At 73.2% G+C, this 24,381-nt stretch carries 21 protein-coding genes and 2 pseudogenes; 21 read left to right on the plus strand and 2 right to left on the minus strand.

Annotated elements, in window-relative coordinates:
• Positions 1–1,179: pseudogene (locus AB0J80_RS34095) on the minus strand (hypothetical protein); the annotation flags it as partial.
• Here AB0J80_RS34095 and AB0J80_RS34100 point away from each other — a divergent pair.
• Positions 1,084–2,052, plus strand: coding sequence for a Replicase polyprotein 1ab (locus AB0J80_RS34100; RefSeq protein ID WP_364713526.1), 969 nt, complete (start codon positions 1,084–1,086; stop codon positions 2,050–2,052). The pseudogene AB0J80_RS34095 and the gene AB0J80_RS34100 sit on opposite strands and share 96 nt — an antisense overlap.
• Positions 2,049–3,032, plus strand: coding sequence for an HAD-IIA family hydrolase (locus AB0J80_RS34105; protein WP_364713416.1), 984 nt, complete (start codon positions 2,049–2,051; stop codon positions 3,030–3,032). The genes AB0J80_RS34100 and AB0J80_RS34105 overlap by 4 nt, the downstream gene beginning before the upstream one ends.
• An 8-nt stretch (positions 3,033–3,040) precedes the next feature.
• Here AB0J80_RS34105 and AB0J80_RS34110 read toward each other — a convergent pair whose 3' ends face one another.
• On the minus strand, positions 3,041–3,376 hold the full coding sequence (locus AB0J80_RS34110) for an alkyl sulfatase C-terminal domain-containing protein (protein WP_364713418.1): 336 nt from the start codon (positions 3,374–3,376) through the stop codon (positions 3,041–3,043).
• A 130-nt stretch (positions 3,377–3,506) separates the two neighbouring features.
• Here AB0J80_RS34110 and AB0J80_RS34115 point away from each other — a divergent pair.
• From AB0J80_RS34115 to AB0J80_RS34205, 19 genes and pseudogenes are all read left to right on the plus strand, one after another.
• A pseudogene (locus AB0J80_RS34115) lies at positions 3,507–3,926 on the plus strand (hypothetical protein); the annotation flags it as partial.
• A 491-nt stretch (positions 3,927–4,417) separates the two neighbouring features.
• Positions 4,418–4,717: a hypothetical protein gene (locus tag AB0J80_RS34120; RefSeq protein ID WP_364713420.1), complete on the plus strand. Its 300-nt coding sequence runs from the start codon at positions 4,418–4,420 to the stop codon at positions 4,715–4,717.
• Between the two features lie 31 nt (positions 4,718–4,748).
• Entirely contained in the window at positions 4,749–5,609 is an 861-nt protein-coding gene (locus AB0J80_RS34125; protein ID WP_364713422.1) for a TlyA family RNA methyltransferase, read from the plus strand.
• Complete coding sequence (locus tag AB0J80_RS34130; protein WP_364713424.1) at positions 5,606–6,493, plus strand: NAD kinase; 888 nt, start codon at positions 5,606–5,608, stop codon at positions 6,491–6,493. Before AB0J80_RS34125 ends, AB0J80_RS34130 begins: the two co-directional genes overlap by 4 nt.
• A 52-nt stretch (positions 6,494–6,545) precedes the next feature.
• Positions 6,546–8,291 (plus strand): DNA repair protein RecN, encoded by a 1,746-nt coding sequence (gene recN / locus AB0J80_RS34135; protein WP_364713426.1) that lies wholly within the window; start codon positions 6,546–6,548, stop codon positions 8,289–8,291.
• Between the two features lie 89 nt (positions 8,292–8,380).
• Entirely contained in the window at positions 8,381–9,559 is a 1,179-nt protein-coding gene (gene steA / locus AB0J80_RS34140; protein ID WP_364713428.1) for a putative cytokinetic ring protein SteA, read from the plus strand.
• Between the two features lie 15 nt (positions 9,560–9,574).
• Complete coding sequence (locus tag AB0J80_RS34145) at positions 9,575–10,498, plus strand: copper transporter (RefSeq protein ID WP_364713430.1); 924 nt, start codon at positions 9,575–9,577, stop codon at positions 10,496–10,498.
• 107 nt (positions 10,499–10,605) lie between these two features.
• Positions 10,606–11,469, plus strand: a complete 864-nt coding sequence (locus AB0J80_RS34150; protein ID WP_364713432.1) for a hypothetical protein — start codon at positions 10,606–10,608, stop codon at positions 11,467–11,469.
• Positions 11,466–13,040, plus strand: coding sequence for a lipid II flippase MurJ (locus AB0J80_RS34155; RefSeq protein ID WP_364713434.1), 1,575 nt, complete (start codon positions 11,466–11,468; stop codon positions 13,038–13,040). Before AB0J80_RS34150 ends, AB0J80_RS34155 begins: the two co-directional genes overlap by 4 nt.
• Positions 13,037–14,167, plus strand: a complete 1,131-nt coding sequence (locus AB0J80_RS34160; RefSeq protein ID WP_364713436.1) for a glycosyltransferase family 4 protein — start codon at positions 13,037–13,039, stop codon at positions 14,165–14,167. The genes AB0J80_RS34155 and AB0J80_RS34160 overlap by 4 nt, the downstream gene beginning before the upstream one ends.
• A 14-nt stretch (positions 14,168–14,181) precedes the next feature.
• Positions 14,182–16,458, plus strand: coding sequence for a hypothetical protein (locus AB0J80_RS34165; protein WP_364713438.1), 2,277 nt, complete (start codon positions 14,182–14,184; stop codon positions 16,456–16,458).
• Positions 16,459–16,589: 131 nt separating this feature from the next.
• The gene (locus tag AB0J80_RS34170; RefSeq protein WP_364713440.1) at positions 16,590–18,311 is read left to right on the plus strand and encodes a CTP synthase; all 1,722 of its coding nucleotides are present in this window, start codon (positions 16,590–16,592) and stop codon (positions 18,309–18,311) included.
• Positions 18,312–18,366: 55 nt separating this feature from the next.
• Positions 18,367–18,966 carry an NUDIX hydrolase gene (locus tag AB0J80_RS34175; protein ID WP_364713442.1) on the plus strand — a complete coding sequence of 200 codons (600 nt, stop codon included), beginning with the start codon at positions 18,367–18,369 and terminating at the stop codon, positions 18,964–18,966.
• Positions 18,967–19,051: 85 nt separating this feature from the next.
• Positions 19,052–19,363 carry a hypothetical protein gene (locus tag AB0J80_RS34180; protein ID WP_364713444.1) on the plus strand — a complete coding sequence of 104 codons (312 nt, stop codon included), beginning with the start codon at positions 19,052–19,054 and terminating at the stop codon, positions 19,361–19,363.
• A gap of 34 nt (positions 19,364–19,397) precedes the next feature.
• Positions 19,398–20,279 (plus strand): LLM class flavin-dependent oxidoreductase, encoded by an 882-nt coding sequence (locus tag AB0J80_RS34185; RefSeq protein WP_364713446.1) that lies wholly within the window; start codon positions 19,398–19,400, stop codon positions 20,277–20,279.
• Between the two features lie 148 nt (positions 20,280–20,427).
• Positions 20,428–21,543, plus strand: a complete 1,116-nt coding sequence (gene ald, locus AB0J80_RS34190) for an alanine dehydrogenase (protein WP_364713448.1) — start codon at positions 20,428–20,430, stop codon at positions 21,541–21,543.
• 34 nt (positions 21,544–21,577) lie between these two features.
• Positions 21,578–22,486, plus strand: coding sequence for a site-specific tyrosine recombinase XerD (gene xerD / locus AB0J80_RS34195; protein WP_364713450.1), 909 nt, complete (start codon positions 21,578–21,580; stop codon positions 22,484–22,486).
• A gap of 99 nt (positions 22,487–22,585) precedes the next feature.
• Positions 22,586–23,518 carry an AAA family ATPase gene (locus AB0J80_RS34200; RefSeq protein ID WP_071806245.1) on the plus strand — a complete coding sequence of 311 codons (933 nt, stop codon included), beginning with the start codon at positions 22,586–22,588 and terminating at the stop codon, positions 23,516–23,518.
• A 1-nt stretch (position 23,519) separates the two neighbouring features.
• Entirely contained in the window at positions 23,520–24,188 is a 669-nt protein-coding gene (locus AB0J80_RS34205; RefSeq protein ID WP_364713452.1) for a hypothetical protein, read from the plus strand.
• Positions 24,189–24,381: the final 193 nt, after the last annotated feature.

Here is a 24,381-nt window from a genome sequence, read left to right on the forward strand (position 1 = left end):
GGTTTCCGTGGCGGGGACCGTGACCGTGGTGGTTACCAGGGTGGCGGCGATCGTGGTGGTTTCCGTGGCGGGGACCGTGACCGTGGTGGTTACCAGGGTGGCGGCGATCGTGGTGGTTTCCGTGGCGGGGACCGTGACCGTGGTGGTTACCAAGGCGGCGGCTCCCGTGGTGGTTACCAGGGTGGCGGGGACCGTGGTGGTTTCCGTGGTGGAGATCGTGACCGTGGTGGTTACCAGGGTGGCGGCGATCGTGGTGGTTTCCGCGGTGGGGACCGTGACCGTGGTGGTTACCAGGGTGGCGGCGATCGTGGTGGTTTCCGCGGTGGGGACCGTGACCGTGGTGGTTACCAGGGTGGCGGCGATCGCGGTGGTTTCCGCGGCGGGGACCGTGACCGTGGCGGCTACCAGAGCGATCGTGGCGGGTATCGCGGAGACCGGGGTGAGGGCGGCCAGCGGAGCAGCTTCCAGGGCGGTTCCGGCGGCTTCCGTGGTGACCGGCCCGGCAATCGCACGGGTGGTTTCCGGGGCGACAGGGATCGGCCCTACGGCGATCGGCCTCAGGGGGACCGGCCTCAGGGCGACCGCGGACCGCGCGATGGTGGCTTCCGGCGTGACGACCGTGGCTTCCGCGATGACCGGGGTCCTCGCGAGGGCGGTGGGTTCCGGCAGGACCGGGGTCCTCGTGACGGCGGTGGGTTCCGGCAGGACCGGGGTCCTCGCGAGGGCGGTGGGTTCCGGCAGGACCGGGGTCCTCGCGAGGGCGGTGGGTTCCGGCAGGACCGGGGTCCTCGTGACGGCGGTGGGTTCCGCAGCGACCAGGGCTCTCGTGACGGCGGTGGGTTCCGGCAGGACCGGGGTCCTCGCGACGGCGGTGGGTTCCGGCAGGACCGGGGTCCTCGTGAGGGTGGCGGGTTCCGTGAGGACCGGGGGCCGCGGGAGGATCGCGGGTTCCGGGAGGATCGGGGACCGCGGGAGGACCGGGGGTCGCAGGACCGGCGGGACGCGCTGCCCGCGTTCCAGGCGCCCGAGATTCCTGAGGACATCGTCGCCGGCGACCTCGACAAGGAGGTTCGTGCCGAGCTGCTGAGCCTGTCGCGGGATACCGCGGACCGGGTCGCCCGGCATCTGGTCGCGGCGGGGACGATCATCGACGAGGATTCCGAGCTGGCGTTGCAGCACGCGATCGCGGCTCGGCGGCTGGCGTCGCGGATCGCCGTGGTGCGGGAGGCCGTGGGGCTGGCCGCGTACGCCGCCGGCGACTGGACGACGGCTATCGCCGAGCTGCGGACGTACCATCGGATGACGGGCCGGCAGACGCACCTGGCCGAGCTGGCCGACTGTGAGCGGGCCCTGGGGCGCCCGGAACGGGCGATCGATCTGTTCCGGGGGGCCGACCGGGAGGCGCTCGACAAGGCCGGCGCAATCGAGTTGCTGATCGTTGCCGCCGGTGCGCGGGGTGACCTCGGGCAGCACGATGCGGCCGTGGCCATGCTGCAGGTCAAGGAGCTCACCACCGACGACGATGCCGACTGGGCGGCGCGGCTTCGGTACGCGTACGCCGACGCTCTGCTCGCCGCGGGCCGGCGGGAGGAGGCGCGGGAGTGGTTCTCGCGGGCCGCTGCCGCCGACGAGGACGACCTGACCGACGCGGCCGAGCGGCTGCTCGAGCTCGACGGCGTCACGATCGAGGGCGACGACGAGGACGAGGACGCGACGGGTGCGGAGGCCGACGACGAAAGTGAGTCGGGTGACCACGGCGAGGCGTTCCTCGACGACGACGCGGACGGCGGCCGGCATGACGACCGGGACGACGAGACCGACGAGGGCGACGGCTACGCCGACGATCACCAGGACGACGAGTATCAGGACGACGACCGGGACGACGTCGATGAGGACGACGATCGGCACGACGTCGACGAGGACGACGACCGGGACGATGAGGATGTCGACGCGTCCGATGACGAGAAAGCCGGCGGTGACGAGTTCAGCGCCGGGCTGGGAGACGGTGCGGACGGCGATCGCGAGCCGCGGGTGACGGGCGGCCCGGCGTGAGCGGTGCTCTGGTCGACGCGTACGACCTTGTCATCTTCGACCTCGACGGCGTCGTCTATCTGATCGACAAGCCGATCGCCGGTGCGGCCGAGGCCGTCGAGCGGTTGCGGGCCGCCGGGACGTCGGTGGCGTACGCGACGAACAATGCGTCGCGGCGCGCGGGTGACGTGGCGGCGCTGCTCACCGGCATGGGTGTTCCGGCCGCCGCCGACGAGGTGCTGACCTCCGCCGGTGCCGCGGCCGCCATGCTCGCCGGTCGCCTGCCCGCCGGGGCCCCGGTGCTGGTCGTGGGGGCGGAGGCGTTGCGGGCCGAGGTTCGCGACGCCGGCCTCACGCCCGTCGAGCGCCTCGACGACGAGCCGGCGGCGGTGGTGCAGGGGTACGGGCCCGAGGTGGGGTGGAAGATCCTCGCCGAGGCCTCGCTCGCGGTACGGGCGGGTGCGCTGTGGATGGCCACGAACACCGACCGGACGCTGCCCAGCCCGCGGGGGCCGCTACCCGGTAACGGCTCGCTCGTGTCGGTGCTGCGGACGGCGCTGAACCGGGAGCCGGACGTGGTGGTCGGCAAGCCGGCTCCGGCGCTCTTCGAGACGGCGGCGACGAAGTCCGGTTCGCAGCGTCCACTGGTCGTCGGCGACCGGCTCGACACCGACATCGAAGGTGCGGTCGGTGCCGGCATGGACAGCCTTCTGGTTCTCACCGGGGTGAGCGGGCCCGCGGACCTTCTCGCCGCCCCGCCGTCGCGGCGGCCGACGTACGTGGCCGCGGACCTGTCGGGGCTCTTCGGTGGGGCGGAGGACGCCCGGGTGGCCGACGGTACGGACGAGGCCGGTGGATGGCGGCTGGCCGACGGGCAGCTCAGCGGCGCCGGTGCTGCCGTCGACGCGCTGCGACTGCTCACCGGCTTCGTGTGGAACGGTGGCAAGCCGCAAGCCGGCTCGGACGAGGCTGCGAAGCTTCTCGAAGAGTGGCTGGGCTGACGTACTCGTCAGAGGAGCTTGCGGAGCTTGAGCAGGTCGAAGGGGTTCGCCTTGACCGACACCTGGCGGGCGGCGATGGCTCGGGTGACGTCGAGCCGGCCGGTCACCAGGGCGACCAGGTCGTCGCTGGTGGCGGTGAGGGCGATCTTCGCCTTGGGGTCGTCGCCGTCGGCGATGTCCACGAGGCGGCCGCCGGTGAGGCGGCCGTGGAAGGCGGTGCCGAGGTCGGGGACCCGGCAGGCGAGGGTGCGGTCCAGGTCCAGCTTGCCGCGGGTCTCCGCGTTCGCGTCCAGCCGGGCCGCTAACCCGTGCAACGCCTGACGGCACTCGTCCACGCTGGCCACTACGGCACTCCTTCCGCGACCCGTCCCAACACACCCGGCGACGTTCCGCACGGTACCCGACGGGCGGGCCGGGTATGCCCGGTAGCGTGACACCAGCACGATCGTGGCGCGAGCGCGAGGGGAGAGGCTCATGCAGGACGCATGGCGGGCGTATCTGGAGATGGCGCTCGGGTTGACGGAGGCACCGCGGAAGAAGGCGCAGAAGGTCGCCGGTGAGCTGCTGAGCAAGGGCGGCGCCACCGCCGGCCAGCTGCAGGGCCTGGTCGAGGACCTGATGTCGACGGGCATGGCCAACCGCGAGGCGCTGACCAACCTGGTGCGCTACGAGGTGGATCGCGCGCTCGGGCTGGTGGGTCTGGCCACCGCTGACGAGGTCTCCGACCTGACCGCGCGGGTTCGTGACCTGGAGAAGCAGCTGCGGGCCGCGGAGGCCCGGGCCGCCACGGGCGGCGAGCCGGCCGCAGACCTGACCATCGCCGAACCCGGCCCCGCGACGGTCGTGCCGCCGGCGAAGAAGGCCGTAGTCAAGAAGGCACTGGCGAAGAAGGCCGTCAAGCCGGCCACCCCGAACGCGATGCCGGCGGCCGCGACGACGGCGACCCCGGCGCGGGCCGCGAAGAAGGTCACGCCGGCGACGACCGGGCCCGCCAAGACGGCTCCGGGGAAGGCCGTGCCGGCCAAGGCCACCAAGGCGGCCAAGGCCGCGCGCAAGTCGACCGGCTCCGCCGCCGGGACCGTCGCGCCGGCTGGTTCCGCCACGACGCCCGCCACGCCGGCCGGGTCTGCGGCGACGACCGCCACGCCGGCCGGCACAGCGGCGGCGCCTACCGCGCCGGTGAAGGCGGCCGCGGCGGAAACCGTGCTGCCGGCGACTGCGAAGAAGGCTCCGGCCAAGAAGGCCGTCGCCAAGAAGGCTCCGGCCGGCGCGGCTCCCGCCAGGAAGGCGGCGAAGAAGACGGCCGCCAGGAAGACCACCCCCGCGAAGAGTGCGCCGGCCGATGACGCGGCCGGTGCGGACGGTTCGACGCCGGAGGTCACCTCGTGACGTACCCCAACCAGCAACCGCCGCGTCCGGGCCCGCCGCCCGGTGGGTTCCGGCCCGGCCCCCCGCCCGGTGGGTTCCGGCCGGGACCGCCGCCCGGGCAGCAGGCCGCGCAGCCGCCGCGGATCGAGGTGACGCCCGGCCTGCTCGACGGCTCCGAGAAGACCGGTCACCCGGCGGTCGACGCCGTGCTGCAGTCGCTGGCGAACGCCGCGGCGCTGGCCCCTGCGGACCAGATCGCCGAGTACGAGGCCGCGCACCAGGTGCTCCAGGAGACCCTGGCGAGCATCGACCGTTGATGAGCCGTACGCCTGAGAAGGTCGTGTCCTGATGGCCCGCCGCGCGCGTCTGGACGCCGAGCTGGTCCGTCGCAAGCTGGCCCGGTCCCGGGATCAGGCCGCCGCGCTCGTCGCGGCCGGCCGGGTCCAGGTCCGGGGCAGCGTGGCGGCCAAGGTCGCCACCATGATCGACCCTGCGGACCCGGTGGTGGTCACCGGCGAGGATCCCGCCGACGAGTACGTCTCGCGCGGCAGTCACAAGCTGAACGGGGCGCTCCGCGCGTTTCCCGAGCTGCTGGTGAGGGGCCGGCGCTGCCTCGACGCGGGCGCCTCCACGGGCGGCTTCACCGACGTGCTGCTGCGCGAGGGCGCCGCTCACGTGTACGCGGTGGATGTCGGCTACGGCCAGCTCGCGTGGCCCCTGCGCAACGACGCTCGCGTGACGGTGATGGAACGCACCAATGTGCGGACCCTGACGCCGGAGATGCTGGGCGGGGCGGTGGCGCTGACCGTGGCGGACCTGTCGTTCATCTCGCTGCGGCTGGTGCTGCCCGCGCTGAGCGCCTGCACCGCCGTGGACGGCGATTTGGCGCTCATGGTGAAACCTCAGTTCGAGGTCGGCAAGGAGCGGGTCGGGTCCGGCGGGGTCGTGCGTGATCCGGCGTTGCGCGCCGAGGCGGTCCTCGACGTCGCGGCCGCCGCCGCCGAGCAGGGGCTCGGGGTCGTGTCGGTGGCGGCGAGCCCGCTGCCGGGTCCCAGTGGCAACGTGGAGTTCTTCGTGTGGTTCCGTCGCGGGGCGTCACCCGTCGACGCCGAACGGGTGCACGCCGTGGTCGCCGCCGGGCCGTCCGGCGCGGTAGCCTCCGGCGGGCCGGCACCGACGCCGGATTCGTCCCCCTTGGAGGAAACATGACGCGGTCCGCGCTGCTGGTGACCCACACCGGCCGGCGGCAGAGCACGCAGCACGCGCAGGCCGTCGCCCGGGACCTCGTCGCCGCCGGTTTCGAGGTGCGGGTGATCGCCGAGGAGGTCGACGACCTGGAGCTGCCGCCCGGGGTCACCCCGGTGCACGGGCTCTCGGCCGCGGAGGGCGTGGAGATCGTCTTCGCGCTCGGCGGGGACGGCACGTTCCTGCGCGCCGCCGAGCTGGCCCGGCCGGCGAAGGCGCCGCTGCTGGGCATCAACCTGGGCAAGGTGGGCTTCCTCGCCGAGGCCGAACTGCAGAACATCGACCAGACCGTGCGGGACATCGTCGACGGTGACTACACCGTGGACGAACGCCTCACCCTGGACGTGCGCGCCGAGTACGACGGCCGGCTCATCGCCGACTCGTGGGCGCTCAACGAGGTCAGCGTCGAGAAGGGGCAGCGGGCGCAGATGCTCGAGCTGCTCGTCGACGTCGACGGGCGGCCGCTGTCGCGCTACGGCTGCGACGGGGTGGTGTGTGCCACGCCGACGGGCTCCACCGCGTACGCGTTCTCCGCCGGCGGGCCCGTGGTGTGGCCCGAGGTGGAGGCGCTGCTGCTCGTGCCGATCAGCGCGCACGCGTTGTTCAGCAAGCCGATCGTCACGGCGCCGACGTCGACCTTCGTGCTGACCGTGGACCCGTACACATCTTTCGCCGTGCTGTGCTGCGACGGGCGCCGGACGTGGGATCTGCCGCCGGGTGCGCAGGTGACGGTCGAGCGCGGTCAGCTGCCGGTCCGGATCGTACGGCTGAAGCCGACGCCGTTCACCGACACTCTCGTGGCGAAGTTCGCCCTGCCGGTGGAAGGCTGGCGCGGTAATCGACGCTGATGAGCGTGGGGTCGGTGGGCAATTGTCGGTGGGCACCGATACTGTTCGCCCTGTGCTGGAGGAACTGCGGATCACCGGGCTGGGCGTCATCGACGACACGACGCTGCGGCTGACCACGGGCATGAACGCCATCACCGGTGAGACCGGCGCGGGCAAGACGATGGTGGTGACCGGGCTCGGTCTGCTCTTCGGCGGCCGGGCCGACGCCGGGCGGGTGCGCGCCGATCCCGGCCGGGCGGTGGTCGAGGGGCGGCTGCGCCTCGGCGGGCCGCTGGCCGACGCGGTGCAGACGCGCATCACCGACGCCGGCGCCGAGGTCGACGACGACGGGTCGGTGCTGCTCAGCCGCACGGTCACGATCGAGGGCCGGTCGCGGGCGCACGTCGGCGGGCGCAGCATGCCGGTGGCGATGCTCAGCGAGGTCGGCGAGCAGGTCGTCGCGGTGCACGGGCAGTCCGACCAGCTGCGCCTGCTGCGCCCGGCCGAGCAGCGCGCCGCGCTGGACCGCTATGCCGGCCCGGAGCACGAGAAGCTGCTGGAGACCTACCGCCAGGCGTGGACGCAGTGGCGGGGCGTGGTCGACGACCTGGCCGACCGCCGGCGCAACGCCCGGGAGCGCAGCCAGGAGGCGGACCTGCTCAAGCTCGGCCTGGACGAGATCAGCCGGGTGGACCCGCAGCCGGGCGAGGACGACGAGCTGCGTACCGAGGTGCAGCGGCTGGAGCACGCCGAGGGGCTGCGCACCGCGGCGGCGCTGGCGGCGCAGGCGCTGGCCGGCGGGGTGGAGGCGGCCGAGGAGACACCGGACGCCACCCAGCTGCTCGGGACGGCCCGGCGCACGCTCGAGGCGCAGGCCGGTGTGGACCCGGCGCTGGGCGAGCTCGCGGCCCGGGTGGAGGAGGCGGCCACGCTGGTGGGCGACGTCTCCGCCGAGCTCTCGGCGTACCTGGACCAGCTCGACGCCGACCCGGCCCGGCTCGAGGCGATCTACGAGCGGCGGGCCGCGCTGCGGGCGCTCACCCGCAAGTATGCGGACGACATCGACGGCGTGATCGCCTGGGCCGAGCACGCCCGCACCCGGCTCGCCGCCCTGGACACCTCCGACGAGCTGCTCGAGGAGCTGGACAAGGAGCGGCTGCGCCTCGCCGGGCAGGTCGCTGAGCTGGCCGGGCGGCTCACCGCGGCCCGCGCCGACGCCGCCGGGCGCTTCGCGGAGCAGGTCAGCGTCGAGCTGGCCGGCCTCGCCATGCCGCACGCGCGGGTGGAGATCGCGGTGCTGCCGCGCAGTGCCGGGCGTGACGAGCCGGTGATCGACGGGCTCGCGGCCGGTCCGGACGGCGCGGACGAGATCGAGCTGCGCCTGATCGCGCACCCGGGGGCGCCGGCGTTGCCGTTGCAGAAGGGCGCCTCGGGCGGTGAGCTGTCGCGCGTCATGCTGGCGATCGAGGTGGTCTTCGCCGGGGCGGGCGGCCCGCCGACGCTGGTCTTCGACGAGGTCGACGCGGGCGTGGGCGGTCAGGCGGCGGTCGAGATCGGGCGGCGGCTGGCCCGGCTGGCGCGTACCCATCAGGTTCTGGTGGTGACCCACCTGCCGCAGGTGGCGGCCTTCGCCGACCGGCATCTGGTGGTCGCGAAGGACACCGGCGGGGCGATCACCACCAGCGGCGTGAAGATCGTCGAGGAGACCGAGCGGGCCCGGGAGCTGGCCCGGATGCTGGCCGGCCTGCCCGACTCCGATCTGGGTATCGCCCACGCGGAGGAGCTGCTCGCGGTGGCCGATCGGGAGAAGCGCGGGTGAGACTTGGTGGGTGAAATGCCCCCTTTTCGGGGGTGACCTTGTGCATGTCGCGTGCGAACCGCTCGATCAGGCGTGTCAGGATGGCCGGGATGCGACTTCCCACCTTGCGCCGGACCCGGAGCGTCGAACCCGGGGCTGTTGCCGGCACCGCTCGTCTCGACCGCCGGACCAAGCGCCTGGTCGGGCGGCTACGTCCCGGTGACATCGCGGTCATCGACCACGTCGACATCGACCGGGTGGCCGCCGACTCGCTGGTCGCGGTCGGGGTCGCCGCCGTGCTCAACGCCAAGCCGTCGATCTCCGGGCGCTATCCCAACCTCGGCCCCGAGGTGCTGGTCCAGGCCGGCATCGTGCTGATCGACAACCTCGGCGAGGAGGTCTTCGACCGGCTCAGCGAGGGCGACGTCGTCAGCCTCGACAACGACACGGTGCTGCGCGACGGCGAGCCGGTGGCCTCCGGCGTGAGGCAGGACGCCGAAACCGTCGCCACCGCCATGGCCGACGCCCGCGAGGGCCTGTCGGTGCAGCTCGAGGCGTTCGCGGCGAACACCATGGACTACCTCAAGCAGGAGCGCGAGCTGCTGCTCGACGGCGTCGGCGTGCCTGACGTCGAGACCCGCATCGCCGGGCGTCACGTGCTCATCGTGGTGCGCGGGTACGACTACAAGGCCGACCTGGACGTGCTGCGCCCGTACATCCGGGAGTTCAAGCCGGTGCTGATCGGGGTCGACGGCGGGGCCGACGCGCTGGTGGAGTCGGGCTACACCCCGGACATGATCATCGGGGACATGGACTCGGTCACCGACGACGTGCTGCGCTGCGGCGCCGAGGTGATCGTGCACGCGTATCCGGACGGGCGGGCGCCCGGACTGGCCCGGGTGCACGGGCTCGGGGTGCAGGCCACCACGTTCCCGGCGGCGGCCACCAGCGAGGACCTCGCCATGCTGCTCGCCGACGAGAAGGGTGCCTCGCTCATCGTCGCCGTCGGCACGCACGCCAACCTCGTCGAGTTCCTCGACAAGGGCCGCGGCGGCATGGCCTCGACCTTCCTCACCCGGCTCAAGGTCGGGGGCAAGCTGGTCGACGCCAAGGGCGTGAGCCGGCTCTACAAGCAGAACATCTCCGGGTCGGCGCTGCTGCTGCTCGTGCTGTCCGCGGTGGCGGCGATGGCCTCCGCCGTGGCGGTGTCGACCGTCGGTCAGGCGTACCTCGCCGTGGTGTCCGAGTGGTGGGACAACCTGGTCTTCCAATTGGGACAGCTCTTCTAGCAGAGGCCTTCAGCCGTGATCAACTTCCGGTACCACGTGGTGTCGCTCACCGCGGTCTTCCTCGCCCTCGCCATCGGGCTGGTGGTGGGCACCGCCGCGCTGAACGGGCCGGTGGTCGACACCCTCAAGGACCGCGTCGACGGGCTGAGCAAGGACAACAGCAACTACCGCGAGCAGGCCAACCAGTATCGCGACGAGCTCAACAAGAACCAGGACTTCGCCACCGAGCTGTCGCCGTCGCTGCTCAACGGCAAGCTCACCGGCCGCAAGCTGGTGGTCGTCGTACTGCCCAGCGGTCAGGAGTCCGCCAAGGGCGTGACCTCGATGCTGGAGGTCGCCGGCGCCACCATCACCGGGCAGGTCACGGTGCAGGAGAAGTTCCTGGACCCGGCGAACGGCATCGAGCTTCTCGGCCTGGCCGAGCGGGCTTCGCGCCCCACCGTGTCCGCCGAGGGCCTGCCGCTGAACAGCGACGGTGTCGAGACCTCCAGTGCCCTGCTGGCGCGGGCCCTGCTCGTGAAGACGCCCGCGGTGGCCGAGCAGGATCTGACGGCGGTGCTCACGGCGTACACGAAGACCGGTTATCTGCAGGTGTCCGACGACCTGGCGCCGGGCGCGGAGGCGACCGTGGTCGTCTCCGGTCTTCCGCCGGTCGACCGGGACGCGGGCCGCAAGAACCAGAACGCGGTGACCCTCACCACCCAGTTCGCCAACGCCAAGCCGGTGGTGGTCGCGGGTAACGGCATCGGTCAGGGCAACCTCGTCTCCGAGGTCCGCGGCGACCCCAAGCTCGCCCAGACGGTGTCCACGGTGGACAACGCCAGCACCGCCTTCGGTCAGCTCGCGACCGCCATGGTCACCGTCGAGAGGGTCGTGGACGGCAGGATCGGCCAGTACGGTCTGCAGGGCTCCTCGCTGGTGCCCAAGGTCGCCGGCTGATCCGGCACGCCCCCGGAGGACGGGTCCGCGCCCGGCGGGCGGCCAACCCCTAGACTCGGCGGTCGGCCGCCGTGGGCGCGGCCCGGGGGAGTCAGGAGAGCACACGCATGGCCAGCAGGGTGAAGTCGTCCGGTCTCGGCGCGCTCGTCGCCCGCGCGGCGCTGGCGTGGATCCGCCAGGACCCGCACTCCGGCGCCCTGCAGCGCACCAACTTCCACGGGCGCACGGTCAGCCTCGCCGGTGGTCCGGCCCTCGCCGCCGGGGCCACGCTCGGCGCCGCGGCGGGCGCGCCGGGAGCGGCCGCCACCGCCGCCGTGGTCGTGGCCGGTGCGACGTCCGGCGCGGTCGGTCTCTACGACGACATCGTCGGCAACCGGCCGGAGCAGAAGGCCGCCAAGGGTTTCCGCGGCCACGTGGGCGCCCTCCGGGAGGGACGGGTCACCAGCGGGCTCGTCAAGATCGCCGGGGTGGGCGCCGCCGGGCTCGCCGCCGCGGCCCTGCTCGCGCGGGATCCCGGGGTGCGTGCCCACCGGCGCCGCCCGGACGCGGGCGTGCTGCGCCGCACCACCGACGTGCTGCTCGGGGCCGGGGTCATCGCGGGCACGGCCAACCTGCTCAACCTGCTCGACCTGCGCCCCGGCCGGGCGATCAAGGCCGCCACGATCATCGGTACGCCGCTGGTCGCCGGCCGTGGCGGCGCCATGACCGCCGGCACGCTCGGCGCGAGCGCGGCGCTGCTGCCCGCCGACCTCGGCGAGGAGATCATGCTCGGTGACGCCGGGGCCAACGCCCTCGGCGCCCTGCTCGGCGTGGCGCTCGCCGCCAGGACCGGGCCTGCCGGACGCGCCCTGACCCTCGCCGTGCTCGCCGGGCTGACCGCCGCGAGCGAGAAGGTCAGCTTCACCAAGGTCATCCAGGACACGCCCGGGCTGCGGGAGCTGGACGCGCTCGGCCGCCGCCCGGCCCCGTGACGACGGCCCGCGCTCGCGCGGGGGTTGCCGGGGCCGCCGCCGTCATCACCGTCCTCACGCTCCTGTCCCGGATCGCCGGCTTCGGGCGCACCTTCGTCTTCCTGCGGACGGTCGGCCACGACGGGCTCGCCAACGTCTACAACGCCGCCAACACCGTCCCGAACATCGTCTTCGAGCTGGTGGCGGGCGGTGCCCTGGCCAGCCTGGTGGTGCCCCTGATCGCCGGCGCGGTCGAGGCCGGTGACCGCGAACGGGTCGGTGCCGTCGCCTCCGCCCTGCTCACGTGGGTGCTGACCCTGATGGTGCCGCTGGCGGTGCTGGTGGCACTGCTCGCCGGTCCGATCGCCGGGTTCTTCGACGTTCCCGAGGCGTCCCACGAGGTCGCGACCCGCATGCTGCGGGTTTTCGCGCCCCAGCTTCCGCTGTACGGCGTGGGCATCGTCCTGACCGGGGTGCTGCAGGCCCACCACCGCTTCGCGTGGCCGGTGATCGCGCCACTGCTGTCCAGTGTCACGGTGATGGCGTCGTACCTGAGCTATGCCCTGGTCGACGGTGCCCGCAGCGACATCGGCGGCCTCAGCGGCACCGGCGAGCTGGTCCTGGCCGGCGGCACCACCTTGGGCGTCGTGGTGCTGGCGCTGTGCCTGCTCATCCCGCTGCGGAGGCTGCGCCTGCGGCTGCGGCCGGCCTACCGCTTCCCCGGCGACGAGGGGCGGCTGGCGGTCCGGCTGGGCTGGGCCGGGACGGTCACCGTGGGCTCCCAGCAGATCCTCGTGCTGGTCGTGCTCAAGCTGGCCACCAAGGGACCGCTGACCGACTACCTCGCCGCGCAGACGGTCTTCCTGCTCCCGTGGGCGGTGCTGGCCGTGCCGCTGGCCACTGCCGTCTATCCGCGGCTGGCCGGCGCGGTCGCCCGGGGCGACGAGCAGGCCTACGCCGACGCGCTGGCGCGAACCGCGCGTTCGGTCGTGCTGCTCGCCTGTCTCGGTGCCGCGGCGCTGGGCGCGCTGGCGTGGCCCGCCGCGCACCTGGTCGGGACCCGCGCCGCCGCACCGGGCATCGTGGCGTTCGCTCCCGGCCTGCTGGGCTATGCGCTGTTCGCGCTGCTCTCGCGAGCTCTGTACGCCCGCGGCGCGACGGTCGCCGCCGCGGTCGCCACCGCCGCCGGCTGGGGGATCGCCGCGCTGTCCGCCGTCATCCTGTCCGCCGCACTCGACTCGCGGCACCAGGTCGCCGGCCTCGGCGCCGCGAACGCCATCGGTATGTCGGCCATCGGACTGCTGCTGGTGCTGGCGATTCGCCGCCACGCCGGTCCACAGGCGCTTACCGGACTGCCGCGGGCGGGCGCCGTGGGTATCGTGGCGGCGGTCGTGGCCGGCTTCGCCGGATGGGCCGTCGCGGAGGGCGTGCGGCACGCGCTCGGTGGCACCCCGGCAGAGTGGGTGAGCATTGTGCAGGGCATGCTGGGCGGGGTCGCGGTCGCGGTCGTTTTCGCCGCGGTGGCCTACCCGCTCGACCGCCGCGATCTCCGATCACTGGTCTCGAGGTTCACCAGGAGGCATCGCCCGTGACCGACGCAGCGCAGGCGGCACCGTGGCAGGGTTCGGTCGCGCTCGTGCTGGGCTCCAGCACCGGCGGGGTCGGCCGGCACGTCTCCTCGCTCGCACGCGGCCTGCTCGCCGCCGGCTGCCGGGTGCTGGTCTGCGGGCCCGCGGCGACCGACGAGCTGTTCGGCTTCACCGCCGCCGGTGCCGAGTTCGCCGCGGTGGAGATCCCCGCCAGCCCGGGTCCGCAGGACTCCAGCGCCATCCGCTCGCTGCGCCGCGCCCTCGCCCGGCATGAGCTCGACGTCGTGCATGCCCACGGCCTGCGGGCCGCGTTCGTCGCCGGCCTCTCCCGGCCGACCGCGCCGCTGGTGGTCACCTGGCACAACGCCGTCCTCGCCCGCGGCCTGCGCGGCAGCGCCTCCGCCCTGGTCGAACGGATCGTCGCCCGCTCGGCGACCCTCACGCTCGGGGCCTCGGAAGACCTGGTCGCGCGCGCGGAGTCGCTCGGCGCCCGCGAAGCCCGTCTCGGAGCCGTGGCCGCACCGGTCGGCGGGGCGCCGAAGCGCACCCGTGCCGCCGTACGGGCCGAGTTCCGCGTCGCCGCCGGCGTGCCGCTGATCCTCTCGGTCGGCCGGCTGCACCCGCAGAAGCGGTACGACGTGCTGCTCGAGGCCTCCGGCCGGTGGCGGGACCTGGACCCGGCGCCGGTGACCGTCGTCGCCGGCTCGGGACCCAGCTACATGCTGCTGGCCCAGCGCGCCTCGGAGCTGCACGCGAAGTTCTACCTGCTCGGGCACCGCACCGACGTGCCGGACCTGCTGGCCGGCGCCGACATCGCCGTGGTCACCAGCGACTGGGAGGCGCGGCAGCTGTTCGCGCAGGAGGCGTTGCGTGCGGGTGTACCGCTGATCGCCACGGCGGTGGGCGGGCTGCCCGGGCTGGTCGGCGACGCCGCGGTGCTCATCCCGCCGGGCGACGTGGACGCCTTGGACCGGGCTGTGCGCGAGTTGCTCGCCGACCCGGCCAGGCGCGCCGACCTGGCCGCGCGTGGCCCGCGCCGGGCCGCCACGTGGCCCACGGAAGAGGACACCGTCGCGGACGTGCTGGCGGCGTACGCGTCGGTGGCGTCCGTCCGGGCAGGCCAGGGGTGAGGTTGCCGGGGCGGTTGCGCGGTCGGTTGCTCGGTGCCGTCCGGCGCGGCCGGCGGCCGGACTCCGCGCCGCCGCTGCGGTCCCGGCGCGGCCGGGCCTGGGTGCCGTACCTGCTGGTCGTGCTGACCGCCGCGGCGAGCCTGGCCGGGCTCGCCGTGCGCCCGGCCACCGGGGTGCCGGGCGACACCGCCGACTACGTCATCCTCGCCGGATCGGCCGGGCTGCGCTGGGACGACCTCGACCCGCAGCGCACGCCGACGTTGTGGCAGGAGGCGACCCGCGGCTCCGTCGGCTGGCTGTCCGTCCGCTCGGCGCACCACGCGACGTGCCCCGCGGACGGCTGGCTCACCCTCGGTGCCGGCAACTACGCAGTGTGGAACCCTCAGCGGGTCAGCGGCCAGTGCCCGGCCCTGGCGCCCGTCGTGGAACAGCCCGACGGCATCGGCGCCAACCTGCCCGAGCTCGGCCGGGTAGTGCGCGCCAACGCCAGCAACGAACCGTACGGGGCGGTGCCGGGCGCGCTCGCCGAGTCGGTGCGCTGCACCGTCGCCGTGGGACCCGGCGCGGCCATCGCCGCGGCACGCCCGTTCGGCCGCGTCGACCGGTACGCCCCCACGCTGCCCGACGACCCGCAGGGCCTGTTCAGCCAGTGCGTCCTGAGCATGGTGGACCTCGGCACGATCACCGGTTCCGGGTCCGCGCGCCGGGACCGGGTGGCTCAGGCCGACGCCGCCCTGGCCCGGGTGCTGGCCGCCCGGCCGCAGCGCTCGCTGGTGATCGTCGCGGGCGTCTCCGACACCGACACGACGTCCCGGCTGCACCTGGCGATCGCCGAAGGCCCCGGCTGGCAGGGCGGCCGGCTGACCTCCGCCGGCACCGGCCGCGAGGGGTACCTGCAGCTGGTGGACCTCGCGCCGACGATCCTGACGGCGCTCGGGCGGCCCGCCCCGGAGAAGCTGTTCATCGGGCGTACGGCGACCATCGTCGCGGGACACCCGGCCTCTCCCGCGGACTCGATGCTGGGCGAGCACGACGCCAACAAGCGGGCCGGCGCGCAGCTGGGCATCGCCGGGTCGTTCTTCACCGGGCTGGGCGCGGTCCAGCTGGCGATCTTCCTGCTGGTGGTGCCGCTGATGATGCGCGCCCGGCGGCATGCCGGCCCCACCGGACCGGCGTCGGCGCCGCGGCTGCTGGTCCGGGCGGTCGAGGTGCTGCTCATCGCCGCGGCCCTGGCCATCCCGGCGGCGCTGGTGGCCGACGCGATCCCGTGGTGGCGCTCCGGGCGCCCGGGCATCGTCTTCGCGCTGATGGCGCTGGCGCTGACGGCGGTCGGCACGGCGGCGGTGCGGTTCGCGCCGCGGTGGCATCGCACCCTGTGGCCCATCGGGGTGGTCGCGGCGGTCGCCGTCGTGGTGGTCGGCGCGGACCTGCTCACCGGCGCACAGCTGCAGCTCAACGGCGTCGCCGGGTATTCGGCCATCGAGGGCTCCCGCTACTCGGGCGTGGGCAGCGTGGGGCTCGGCGTGTTCGTGGCGGGTGCGCTGGTCGTCGCCGGCTGCGCCGCGCAATGGGTACGCCGCCCGTGGCGTCCCGTGGTCGTCGTCCTCGTCGGCGGCTTCGCGGTGATCATGGTGGGCAGCCCGTACCTGGGCGCGGACCCGATCGGTGCGATCGCCGTCACGGCCGGGGTGTGCGTGGCCGCCGCGATCAGCACCGGCGGCTGGCTGACCTTCCCGCGCTTCGCCTGGGCGACGGTCGCCGGCCTGGCCGTCACGATCGGCTTCGCCGTGCTCGACCTGCGCCGCCCGGCCCTCGAGCAGGGCAGCGTGGGGCGGTTCCTGACGGCGCTGCTGGACGGTACGGCGGGGCCGGCCATCCAGCGGGCGGCGACGGCGAGCGGGCACGCCCTGGACAGCCCGCTGACGATCCTGGCCCTGGTGGGTGCGCTGGCCCTGGCGTTCAGCCAGTTCTCGCCGTGGGGCGGGCTCAACCGGGTCTTCGGCCTGCATCCGGCGCTGCGGGCGGCGCTGGCGGGCACCACGGTCACCGTGGTGCTGGCCGGGGTGCTCGGCGGCGCGGCGTTCGCGGTCGCCGGGGCGGGGGCCGCGGTCGCGGTTCCGTTGTTCGTACTGACGACGTTGCGGGTGCTGGAACACGCCGCCGACCGCACCCGCCCCGAGGGTGAGACCGACGGCCCCGGCGGACCCGGGCTGTCCCTGCGCCGGGAGGGCGGCGCAGGGGACGACGGGCCGGCGGACAAAAGCGGCGCCGAGGGCGTCATCGTCCGCTGACACGCGCGCCGAGCAGCCCGAACGTGCGCCGGTCCGGACAGGTGTTACTGTGAAATCCCGTGGATGGCGCGATCGTGAACAACGGTCCCGCCGGTCTGCAAGACCGAACTGACCGACCACGGGAGCAGGCCTTGGCACCAACAGTGCGCGAGACGCGGCACATCTTCGTCACCGGAGGCGTCGCCTCCTCGCTGGGCAAGGGCCTCACCGCCTCTAGCCTCGGCAACTTGCTGACCGCACGCGGACTGCGGGTCGTCATGCAGAAGCTGGACCCCTACCTCAACGTCGACCCGGGCACGATGAACCCGTTCCAGCACGGCGAGGTGTTCGTCACCGAGGACGGCGCCGAGACCGACCTGGACGTCGGCCACTATGAGCGCTTCCTCGACCGGGCGCTGACCGGCAAGGCGAACGTCACGACCGGCCAGGTCTACTCGGCCGTCATCGCCAAGGAGCGCCGCGGCGAGTATCTCGGCGACACCGTGCAGGTCATCCCGCACATCACCAACGAGATCAAGGAGCGCATCTTCGCGATGGCCGCTCCGGACGACTACGGCCGCATTCCGGACGTCGTCATCACCGAGGTCGGCGGCACGGTCGGTGACATGGAGTCGCTGCCGTTCCTCGAGGCGATCCGCCAGGTGCGCCACGAGATCGGCCGGGACCACGTCTTCTACCTGCACGTGTCGCTGGTGCCGTACCTGGCGCCGTCGGGCGAGCTGAAGACCAAGCCGACCCAGCACTCGGTCGCCACCTTGCGCAACATCGGTATCCAGCCCGACGCGCTGGTCTGCCGCAGCGACCGGGAGATCCCGGACAAGCTCAAGCACAAGCTCTCGCTCTACTGCGACGTCGACCGCGAGGCCGTGGTCGCCGCCCCGGACGCGCCGAGCATCTACGACATCCCCAAGGTGCTGCACCGGGAGGGGCTGGACGCGTACGTGGTGCGCCGGCTCGGCCTGTCGTTCCGCGACGTCGACTGGTCCACCTGGGACGACCTGCTGGAGCGGGTGCACCACCCGCGCCGCACGATCACGGTGGCGCTGGTCGGCAAGTACGTCGACCTGCCGGACGCGTACCTGTCGGTGAGCGAGGCGGTCCGCGCGGCCGGGTTCGCCAACACGGCCAAGGTGCAGCTGCGCTGGGTGCCGAGCGACGACTGCGACACCATGGCCGGCGCCGCCTCCGCCCTGAAGGGCGTCGACGGCATCGTCATCCCCGGCGGCTTCGGCATCCGCGGCATCGAGGGCAAGATCAACACTTCCCGGTACGCGCGGGAGAACGGCATCCCGATCCTCGGCCTCTGCCTGGGCCTGCAGTGCATGACGATCGACGCCGCCCGCCACCTGGCCGGCCTCGAGGGCGCCAACTCGCTGGAGTTCGACGAGCGCGCGCCGTACCCGGTGATCTCCACGATGGCCGACCAGGAGGACATCGTCGCGGGCAAGGGAGACCTGGGCGGCACCATGCGGCTGGGTGCGTACCCGGCGGCGCTGGCCGAGGGTTCGGTCGTGGCGGAGGCGTACGGCAGCACCGAGATCTCCGAGCGGCACCGGCACCGCTACGAGGTCAACAACGCCTATCGGGACAAGCTGGCCAAGGCCGGCCTCAAGTTCTCCGGGACGTCGCCGGACGGGCGGCTGGTCGAGTTCATCGAGCTGGACCGCGAGACGCACCCGTTCTTCGTGGCCACCCAGGCGCACCCGGAGCTGAAGAGCCGCCCGACCCGCGCGCACCCGCTGTTCGCCGCGTTCGTCAAGGCCGCTGTCGCCTACGCGGCCGCCGACGAGCTGCCGGTCGAGGTCGCCCCCTCGGTGGAGCCCGACAGCGACAAGACGGCGGTTGCGTCATGATCGACTGCACCGCAGCGAAGCAAGGGCCAGGAGAGCATGACATGGTGAGAGTGTCGTGACCGCCTTCCAGCACGAGACGAAGTCGCGTACCGAAAGGTACTCAGGGCCGATCTTCACCGTCTTCAGCGACGAGGTCACCATGTCCGGCGGCGGCACCGCCGTCCGCGACGTGGTGGTCAACAAGAACGCCGTCGGCGTGGTCGCCCTGGACGACGTCGGCCGGGTCGCGCTGATCAAGCAGTACCGGCACGCCGTCGGCAAGAAGCTGTGGGAGCTGCCGGCGGGCCTGCGCGACGTCGACGGCGAGGACCTGGCGGTCACCGCCGGGCGCGAGCTGGCCGAGGAGGCGGACATCATGGCCCGCCGCTTCGACCTGCTCGTCGACCTGCACACCTCACCGGGCTTCAGCGCCGAGACGATCAGGATCTTCCTCGCCCGCGAGCTGACGCCCGTGCCGGAGGACGAGCGCCACGCCCGCAAGGACGAGGAGGCCGACATCGAGATCCACTGGGTGGACCTCGACGAGGCGGTGGCGATGGTGCTGCGCGGCGAGATCACCAACGCCGCGGCGGTGGGCGGGCTGCTCAGCGCGGCCCGCGCACGCGACGACGGCTGGGCCACACTGCGCCCGGCCGACACCCCGCCCCTCGCCTGACGAGGCGTGGAGATCGTGTGAAGGTTCCGGGCGGATGCGGCCGGGCCGCCGGGATCCGGCCCCGGCGGCTGCCACGATGCCCGGCATGGATCTTCTCATCGCGATCGATGCCGTCCTCGTCCTCGCCACCGCGCTCGTGACGTTCGCCGTCGTGCGCCGCGATCTCGGTCGCGGCACGGCGGCGGCCGTCTCCGCCGCCGTCGGTGCGGTGGTGGGACTCAGCTGGTTCCTCGTCGTCTACCTCGCCGTCGCCGCCTACGTCGCGGCGCTTCTGGCGTACGTGGTGGCGCGGCGCCTGTGGTCCGTGCGCGCGGCGGCGCTGGGCGGCGTGGCGGCGTACGGGGTGGTGGCCCTGGCGTCGCTCGCGGCGTTCTGGGTTGCGTTGGACACCATGTGAGGCGGGGCCCGGCAGCGGGTGGCAGGGTGGCCGTATGCGCTTGTCGATCTGGCCCCACGCGGGCCAACCCTACGGCGGCATCCTCGAGGCGGCGCGGCACGCCGCGGACAGCGGCTGGGACGGCGTCTACATCGCCGACCACTTCATGCCCAACGCCGGCACGGGCCGCGCGCCGGACGCACCCACGCTGGAGTGCGGCTCGCTCGTCGCGGCCCTCGGCGCGGCCGTGCCCCGGGTGCGGATCGGCACCCTGGTCTACGGCATCACCTACCGTCACCCCGCCGTGCTGGCGAACATGGCCGCCACCGTCGACCACGTCACCGGCGGCAGGTTCACGCTCGGCGTCGGGGCCGGCTGGCAGGTCAACGAGCACGAGCAGTACGGCATCGAGCTGCCCCCGGTGAAGGCCCGGCTGGACCGCTTCACCGAGGCGCTGCAGGTGCTGCGCGGCCTGCTGCGCGAGCCGACGACCAGCCTGGACGGCGAGTACTACCGGCTCACCGAGGCGTACTGCGAGCCCAAGCCGGTGCAGGACCCGCTGCCCATCCTCATCGGCGGCAGCGGCGAGAAGCGCATGCTCGGCATCGTCGCCGAGTACGCGGACATGTGGAACGCCTGGGGCACGCCCGAGCTCATCGCCCACAAGTCGGCGGTTCTCGACCGGCACTGCGCCGAGCGCGGCCGCGAGCCCAAGGAGATCGCCCGCACCGCGCAGGCGCTGTTCGTGGTCGACGGCCCGCTGCCCGACCGCCACCCGATGCCCGTCCTCGGCGGTTCGGTCGGGAAGTTGACGGAGGCCGTGGAGGCGTACAGGCGGATCGGCCTCGACGAGCTCATCGTGCCCGACGGCCTGCTCGGCCAGGGTGCCGACCGGCTGCGGGCGATGGACGTCATCCGGGGAATCGTGACCGGCTGACAGGGCAGAGACGGCCATCCGTCCCCGCTTCTTGATCTTCGGGCGGCGGATCGGCAGTATCTTCCACTTGGTGGGACGGTAATCTGCGAAGCAGCCCGTCTCGGGTATGAGCCATCGACGTCTCTCCCGGAAAGGACGGTGTCGACTCGTGAAGGTCGGCATTCCGAGCGAAGTCAAGAACAACGAGTTCCGGGTGGCGATCACCCCGGCGGGTGTCTTCGAGTTCAGCCGCGCGGGCCACCAGGTCTACGTGCAGGCCGGCGCCGGTGCCGGCTCCTCGATCACCGACGCGGACTACGTCGCCGCGGGCGCCACGATCCTCGACACCCCCGACGACGTGTGGGGCACGGCCGACCTGGTGCTCAAGGTCAAGGAGCCGATCGCCGAGGAGTACGCCCGGATGCGCGAGGGGCAGGTGCTCTTCACCTACCTGCACCTGGCCGCCTCCAAGGAGTGCACCGACGCGCTCATCGACCGCAAGGTCACCGCCATCGCGTACGAGACGGTCGAGCTGCCGGACCGGTCGCTGCCGCTGCTCGCCCCGATGTCGGAGGTGGCGGGCCGGCTCGCGCCGCAGGTCGGCTCCTACCACCTGATGCGCTCCGGCGGCGGGCGCGGCGTGCTCATGGGCGGCGTCCCCGGCGTCTACCAGGCGAAGGTCGTCGTCATCGGCGCCGGCGTGTCCGGCATGAACGCCGCGGCGATCGCACTGGGCATGCAGGCCGAAGTGCTGGTGCTGGACAAGAACATCGCCCGGCTGCGGGCGGCCGACGCCGACTACCGGGGGCACCTGCAGACGATCGCGTCGAACGCGTACGAGATCGAGAAGGCCGTCATCGACGCCGACCTGGTGATCGGCGCGGTCCTGGTGCCCGGCGCGAAGGCGCCGAACCTGATCTCCAACGAGCTGGTCTCGCGGATGAAGCCGGGCAGCGTGCTCGTCGACATCGCCATCGACCAGGGCGGCTGCTTCGAGGACTCGCGGCCCACCACGCACGCCGACCCGGTCTACAAGGTCCACGAGTCGATGTTCTACTGCGTGGCCAACATGCCGGGCGCGGTGCCGCACACGAGCACGTACGCGCTGACCAACGTCACCCTCCCGTACGCGCTCGAGCTGGCCAACCGCGGCTGGCGCGACGCGATCCGGGCGGACCCGGCGCTGGCCCTGGGCCTGAACACGCACGCCGGGCACGTCACGTACGGCCCGGTCGCCGAGGCCCACGGCATGCAGGCGCTCACCCTCGCCGAGGCGCTCAGCTGAGCCTGCCCGCGGCGGAAAACCGAAGAAAAGACCGATGAAGGTGCTGCGACAGGCCGTGCAGACGTACCTCGACCACCTGACGGTCGAGCGCGGCCTGTCGCGCAACACCCTGGAGTCGTACCGGCGGGACCTGGAGCGCTATCTGGAGTCGCTGACCGCGGCCGGGATCACCGATCTCGCCGCGGTCACCCCGGCGGATGTGACCCGCCACCTGGGCGAGCTGCGGGAGGCGGCCCTGTCGGCGGCGTCGGCCGCGCGGGCCGTCAGTGCCGTGCGGGGCCTGCACCGCTTCGCCGCGCGAGAGGGCCTCGCCCCGCAGGACGTCAGCCGCGACGTCAAGCCGCCGGCGCCGCCCAAGCGCCTGCCCAAGGCCCTCGACGTCGACCAGGTGACCCGGCTGCTGGACACGGTCAGCGGCGACGAGCCGCTCGCCCTGCGCGACCGCGCCCTGCTGGAGTTCCTCTACGGCACCGGCGCCCGGATCTCCGAGGCGGTAGGGCTGGACGTCGACGACCTCGACGACACCGTCGTGACCCTGCACGGCAAGGGCGGGCGGACCCGGTTGGTGCCGCTCGGCTCGTACGCCGGTGCCGCGCTGGACGCGTACCTCGTCCGGGCGCGCCCGGGACTGGCAGCCGCCGGCAAGGGCACGCCGAAGGTGTTCCTCAACGCGCGCGGGGGAGCGCTGTCGCGGCAGAGCGCCTGGACGATCCTGCACCGGGCGGCCGGCGCGGCGGGGCTGCCGGTCGACGGGCCGCACGCCGTGTCACCGCACACGCTGCGGCACTCGTACGCGACCCACCTGCTCGACGGCGGCGCGGACGTACGCGTCGTCCAGGAGCTGCTCGGACACGCCTCGGTGACCACCACGCAGGTGTACACGCTGGTGACAGTGGACCGGTTGCGCGAGGTCTACGCGACCGCACACCCCCGCGCTCGTTAGGCGTTGCGCACCAGTGGACGACACGCCGAACGGGTGACCCCGGATCGACGGCTTGCGTGGCGTACAGTCGGGCAGCGGGCGAGAGGGGGCGAGCGGGACATGGCGGGAAACGACGAGCGTGCGGAGGCTTGGACCTCGGCGCTGCGTGAGCAGCAGAGCTCCCTCGACCTGGGCGCCGACCTCGGTCCGGCCGACCCCACGGCATACACGATGCGCCGCCCGATCCCCGAGCCGATGCCGACCGACCGGCACGGCCCTGCGCGGATCATCGCCCTCGCCAACCAGAAGGGCGGCGTCGGCAAGACCACGACGACGATCAACCTGGGCGCGGCGCTCGCCGAGTACGGCCGCAAGGTCCTGCTCGTCGACTTCGACCCCCAGGGCGCCTGCTCGGTCGGCCTGGGCGTCAACCCGCACAACCTCGACCTCAGCGTCTACAACCTGCTCATGCAGGACGACGTCACCGCCGAGGACGTGATCATCAAGTCGGACGTGGCCGGCCTGCACCTGCTGCCCGCCAACATCGACCTGTCCGCGGCCGAGATCCAGCTGGTCAACGAGGTCGCCCGCGAGATGGCGCTCGCCCGGGTGCTGCGCAGCGTGCGCAAGGAATACGACTTCATCCTCATCGACTGCCAGCCGTCGCTGGGCCTGCTCGCGATCAACGCGCTGACCATCGCCCACGGCGTGCTCATCCCGCTGGAGTGCGAGTTCTTCAGCCTCCGCGGCGTGGCGCTGCTGCTCGACACCATCGACAAGGTCCGCGAGCGCCTCAACTTCGACCTCGAGCTCGAAGGCATCCTCGCGACCATGTACGACAGCCGCACCACCCACTGCCGCCAGGTGCTGCAGCGCGTCGTGGAGGCGTTCGGCGACAAGGTCTACCAGACGGTCATCACCAAGACGGTGAAGTTCCCGGAGTCCACGGTGGCCGGCGCGCCGATCACCACCCTGGACCCGGCCTCCTCGGGCGCCCGCAACTACCGGCAGCTCGCCCGCGAGGTCATCGCCGCGAAGGCGGAACGAGGCTAGCTTGCTCTTCGCCCTCGGCGAGCCGGTCGCGTTCGTCGCGCTGGTCGTCGCCTTCCTGCTCGCGCTCCTGCTGCGCGCCGTCGCGATCCGGCTCACCGCCCGTACCCTGGGCCTGGTCGACCGCCGGGAACCGCTCAGCCCGCGCCCCCGCGAGGACATCGACCCGTTCGGCGCGGTCGCCGCCGCGGTCGGCGGCATGGGCTGGGGCAAGGTCGTCAGCGTCGACGAGGTCTCCCGCTGGCGCGGCCGGGGCCGCGCCGCGATGGTCTTCCTCTCCGGTCCGCTGCTCTGCATCGTCGTGGCCCAGCTCTTCTTCGCCGGGTACGCCCTGAGCAGGCCCGACGACCTCCTGAGCTGGGTCTACCCGTCCATGCTGCTGCGCGGCCTCCCGCTGCCACTGGTCGAGCAGGTGCTGCTCTGCTTCGGCACCACCCTGCTGACCTTCGGCCTGCTGGCGCTCATCCCCATCCCGCCGCTCGACGGCTTCGGCGCCCTGTGGTCGGCGCAGAAACAGCCGGGCCCGGGGATGCAGTGGATGCGGCTGTGGTTCGAGGACAAGAACATAGGCGTCCTGATCCTGTTGCTCTGCTGCTTCTTCCCGCTGGAGCGACCGCTGCTGCTGATCATCCTCGACGTGCTCGGGGTGCTCTTCCTGCGCCTGTGGGGCTGACAGCCGCCCATCAGAGGTCCGGGAGCGACCGCGCATCGCCCGCCGCCTGGCCGGCTCCGCCCGCCGCCTGCCCGGCCTGCGCGTCGCCGCCGGCCCCGCCCAGCTGCCCGTGGTCCGACGGTGTCATGCGCCGGACCCCGGTCGGTGTTCTTGCGTACCTCGACGAAGCGGACCTCGAGATGCACTCCCTGGA

Source organism: Actinoplanes sp. NPDC049548 (assembly GCF_040676695.1).
In the GTDB taxonomy this organism is placed as follows: Bacteria; Actinomycetota; Actinomycetes; order Mycobacteriales; family Micromonosporaceae; genus Actinoplanes.

What these genes read in the sequence shown, in the direction of transcription:
- AB0J80_RS34125 (WP_364713422.1), top strand. Translation starts at nt 4,749, where the DNA reads ATGGCCCGCCGCGCGCGTCTGGACGCCGAGCTGGTCCGTCGCAAGCTG.
- AB0J80_RS34130 (WP_364713424.1), top strand. Translation starts at nt 5,606, where the DNA reads ATGACGCGGTCCGCGCTGCTGGTGACCCACACCGGCCGGCGGCAGAGC.
- steA (WP_364713428.1), top strand. Translation starts at nt 8,381, where the DNA reads ATGCGACTTCCCACCTTGCGCCGGACCCGGAGCGTCGAACCCGGGGCT.
- AB0J80_RS34150 (WP_364713432.1), top strand. Translation starts at nt 10,606, where the DNA reads ATGGCCAGCAGGGTGAAGTCGTCCGGTCTCGGCGCGCTCGTCGCCCGC.
- AB0J80_RS34180 (WP_364713444.1), top strand. Translation starts at nt 19,052, where the DNA reads ATGGATCTTCTCATCGCGATCGATGCCGTCCTCGTCCTCGCCACCGCG.
- AB0J80_RS34185 (WP_364713446.1), top strand. Translation starts at nt 19,398, where the DNA reads ATGCGCTTGTCGATCTGGCCCCACGCGGGCCAACCCTACGGCGGCATC.
- xerD (WP_364713450.1), top strand. Translation starts at nt 21,578, where the DNA reads ATGAAGGTGCTGCGACAGGCCGTGCAGACGTACCTCGACCACCTGACG.
- AB0J80_RS34200 (WP_071806245.1), top strand. Translation starts at nt 22,586, where the DNA reads ATGGCGGGAAACGACGAGCGTGCGGAGGCTTGGACCTCGGCGCTGCGT.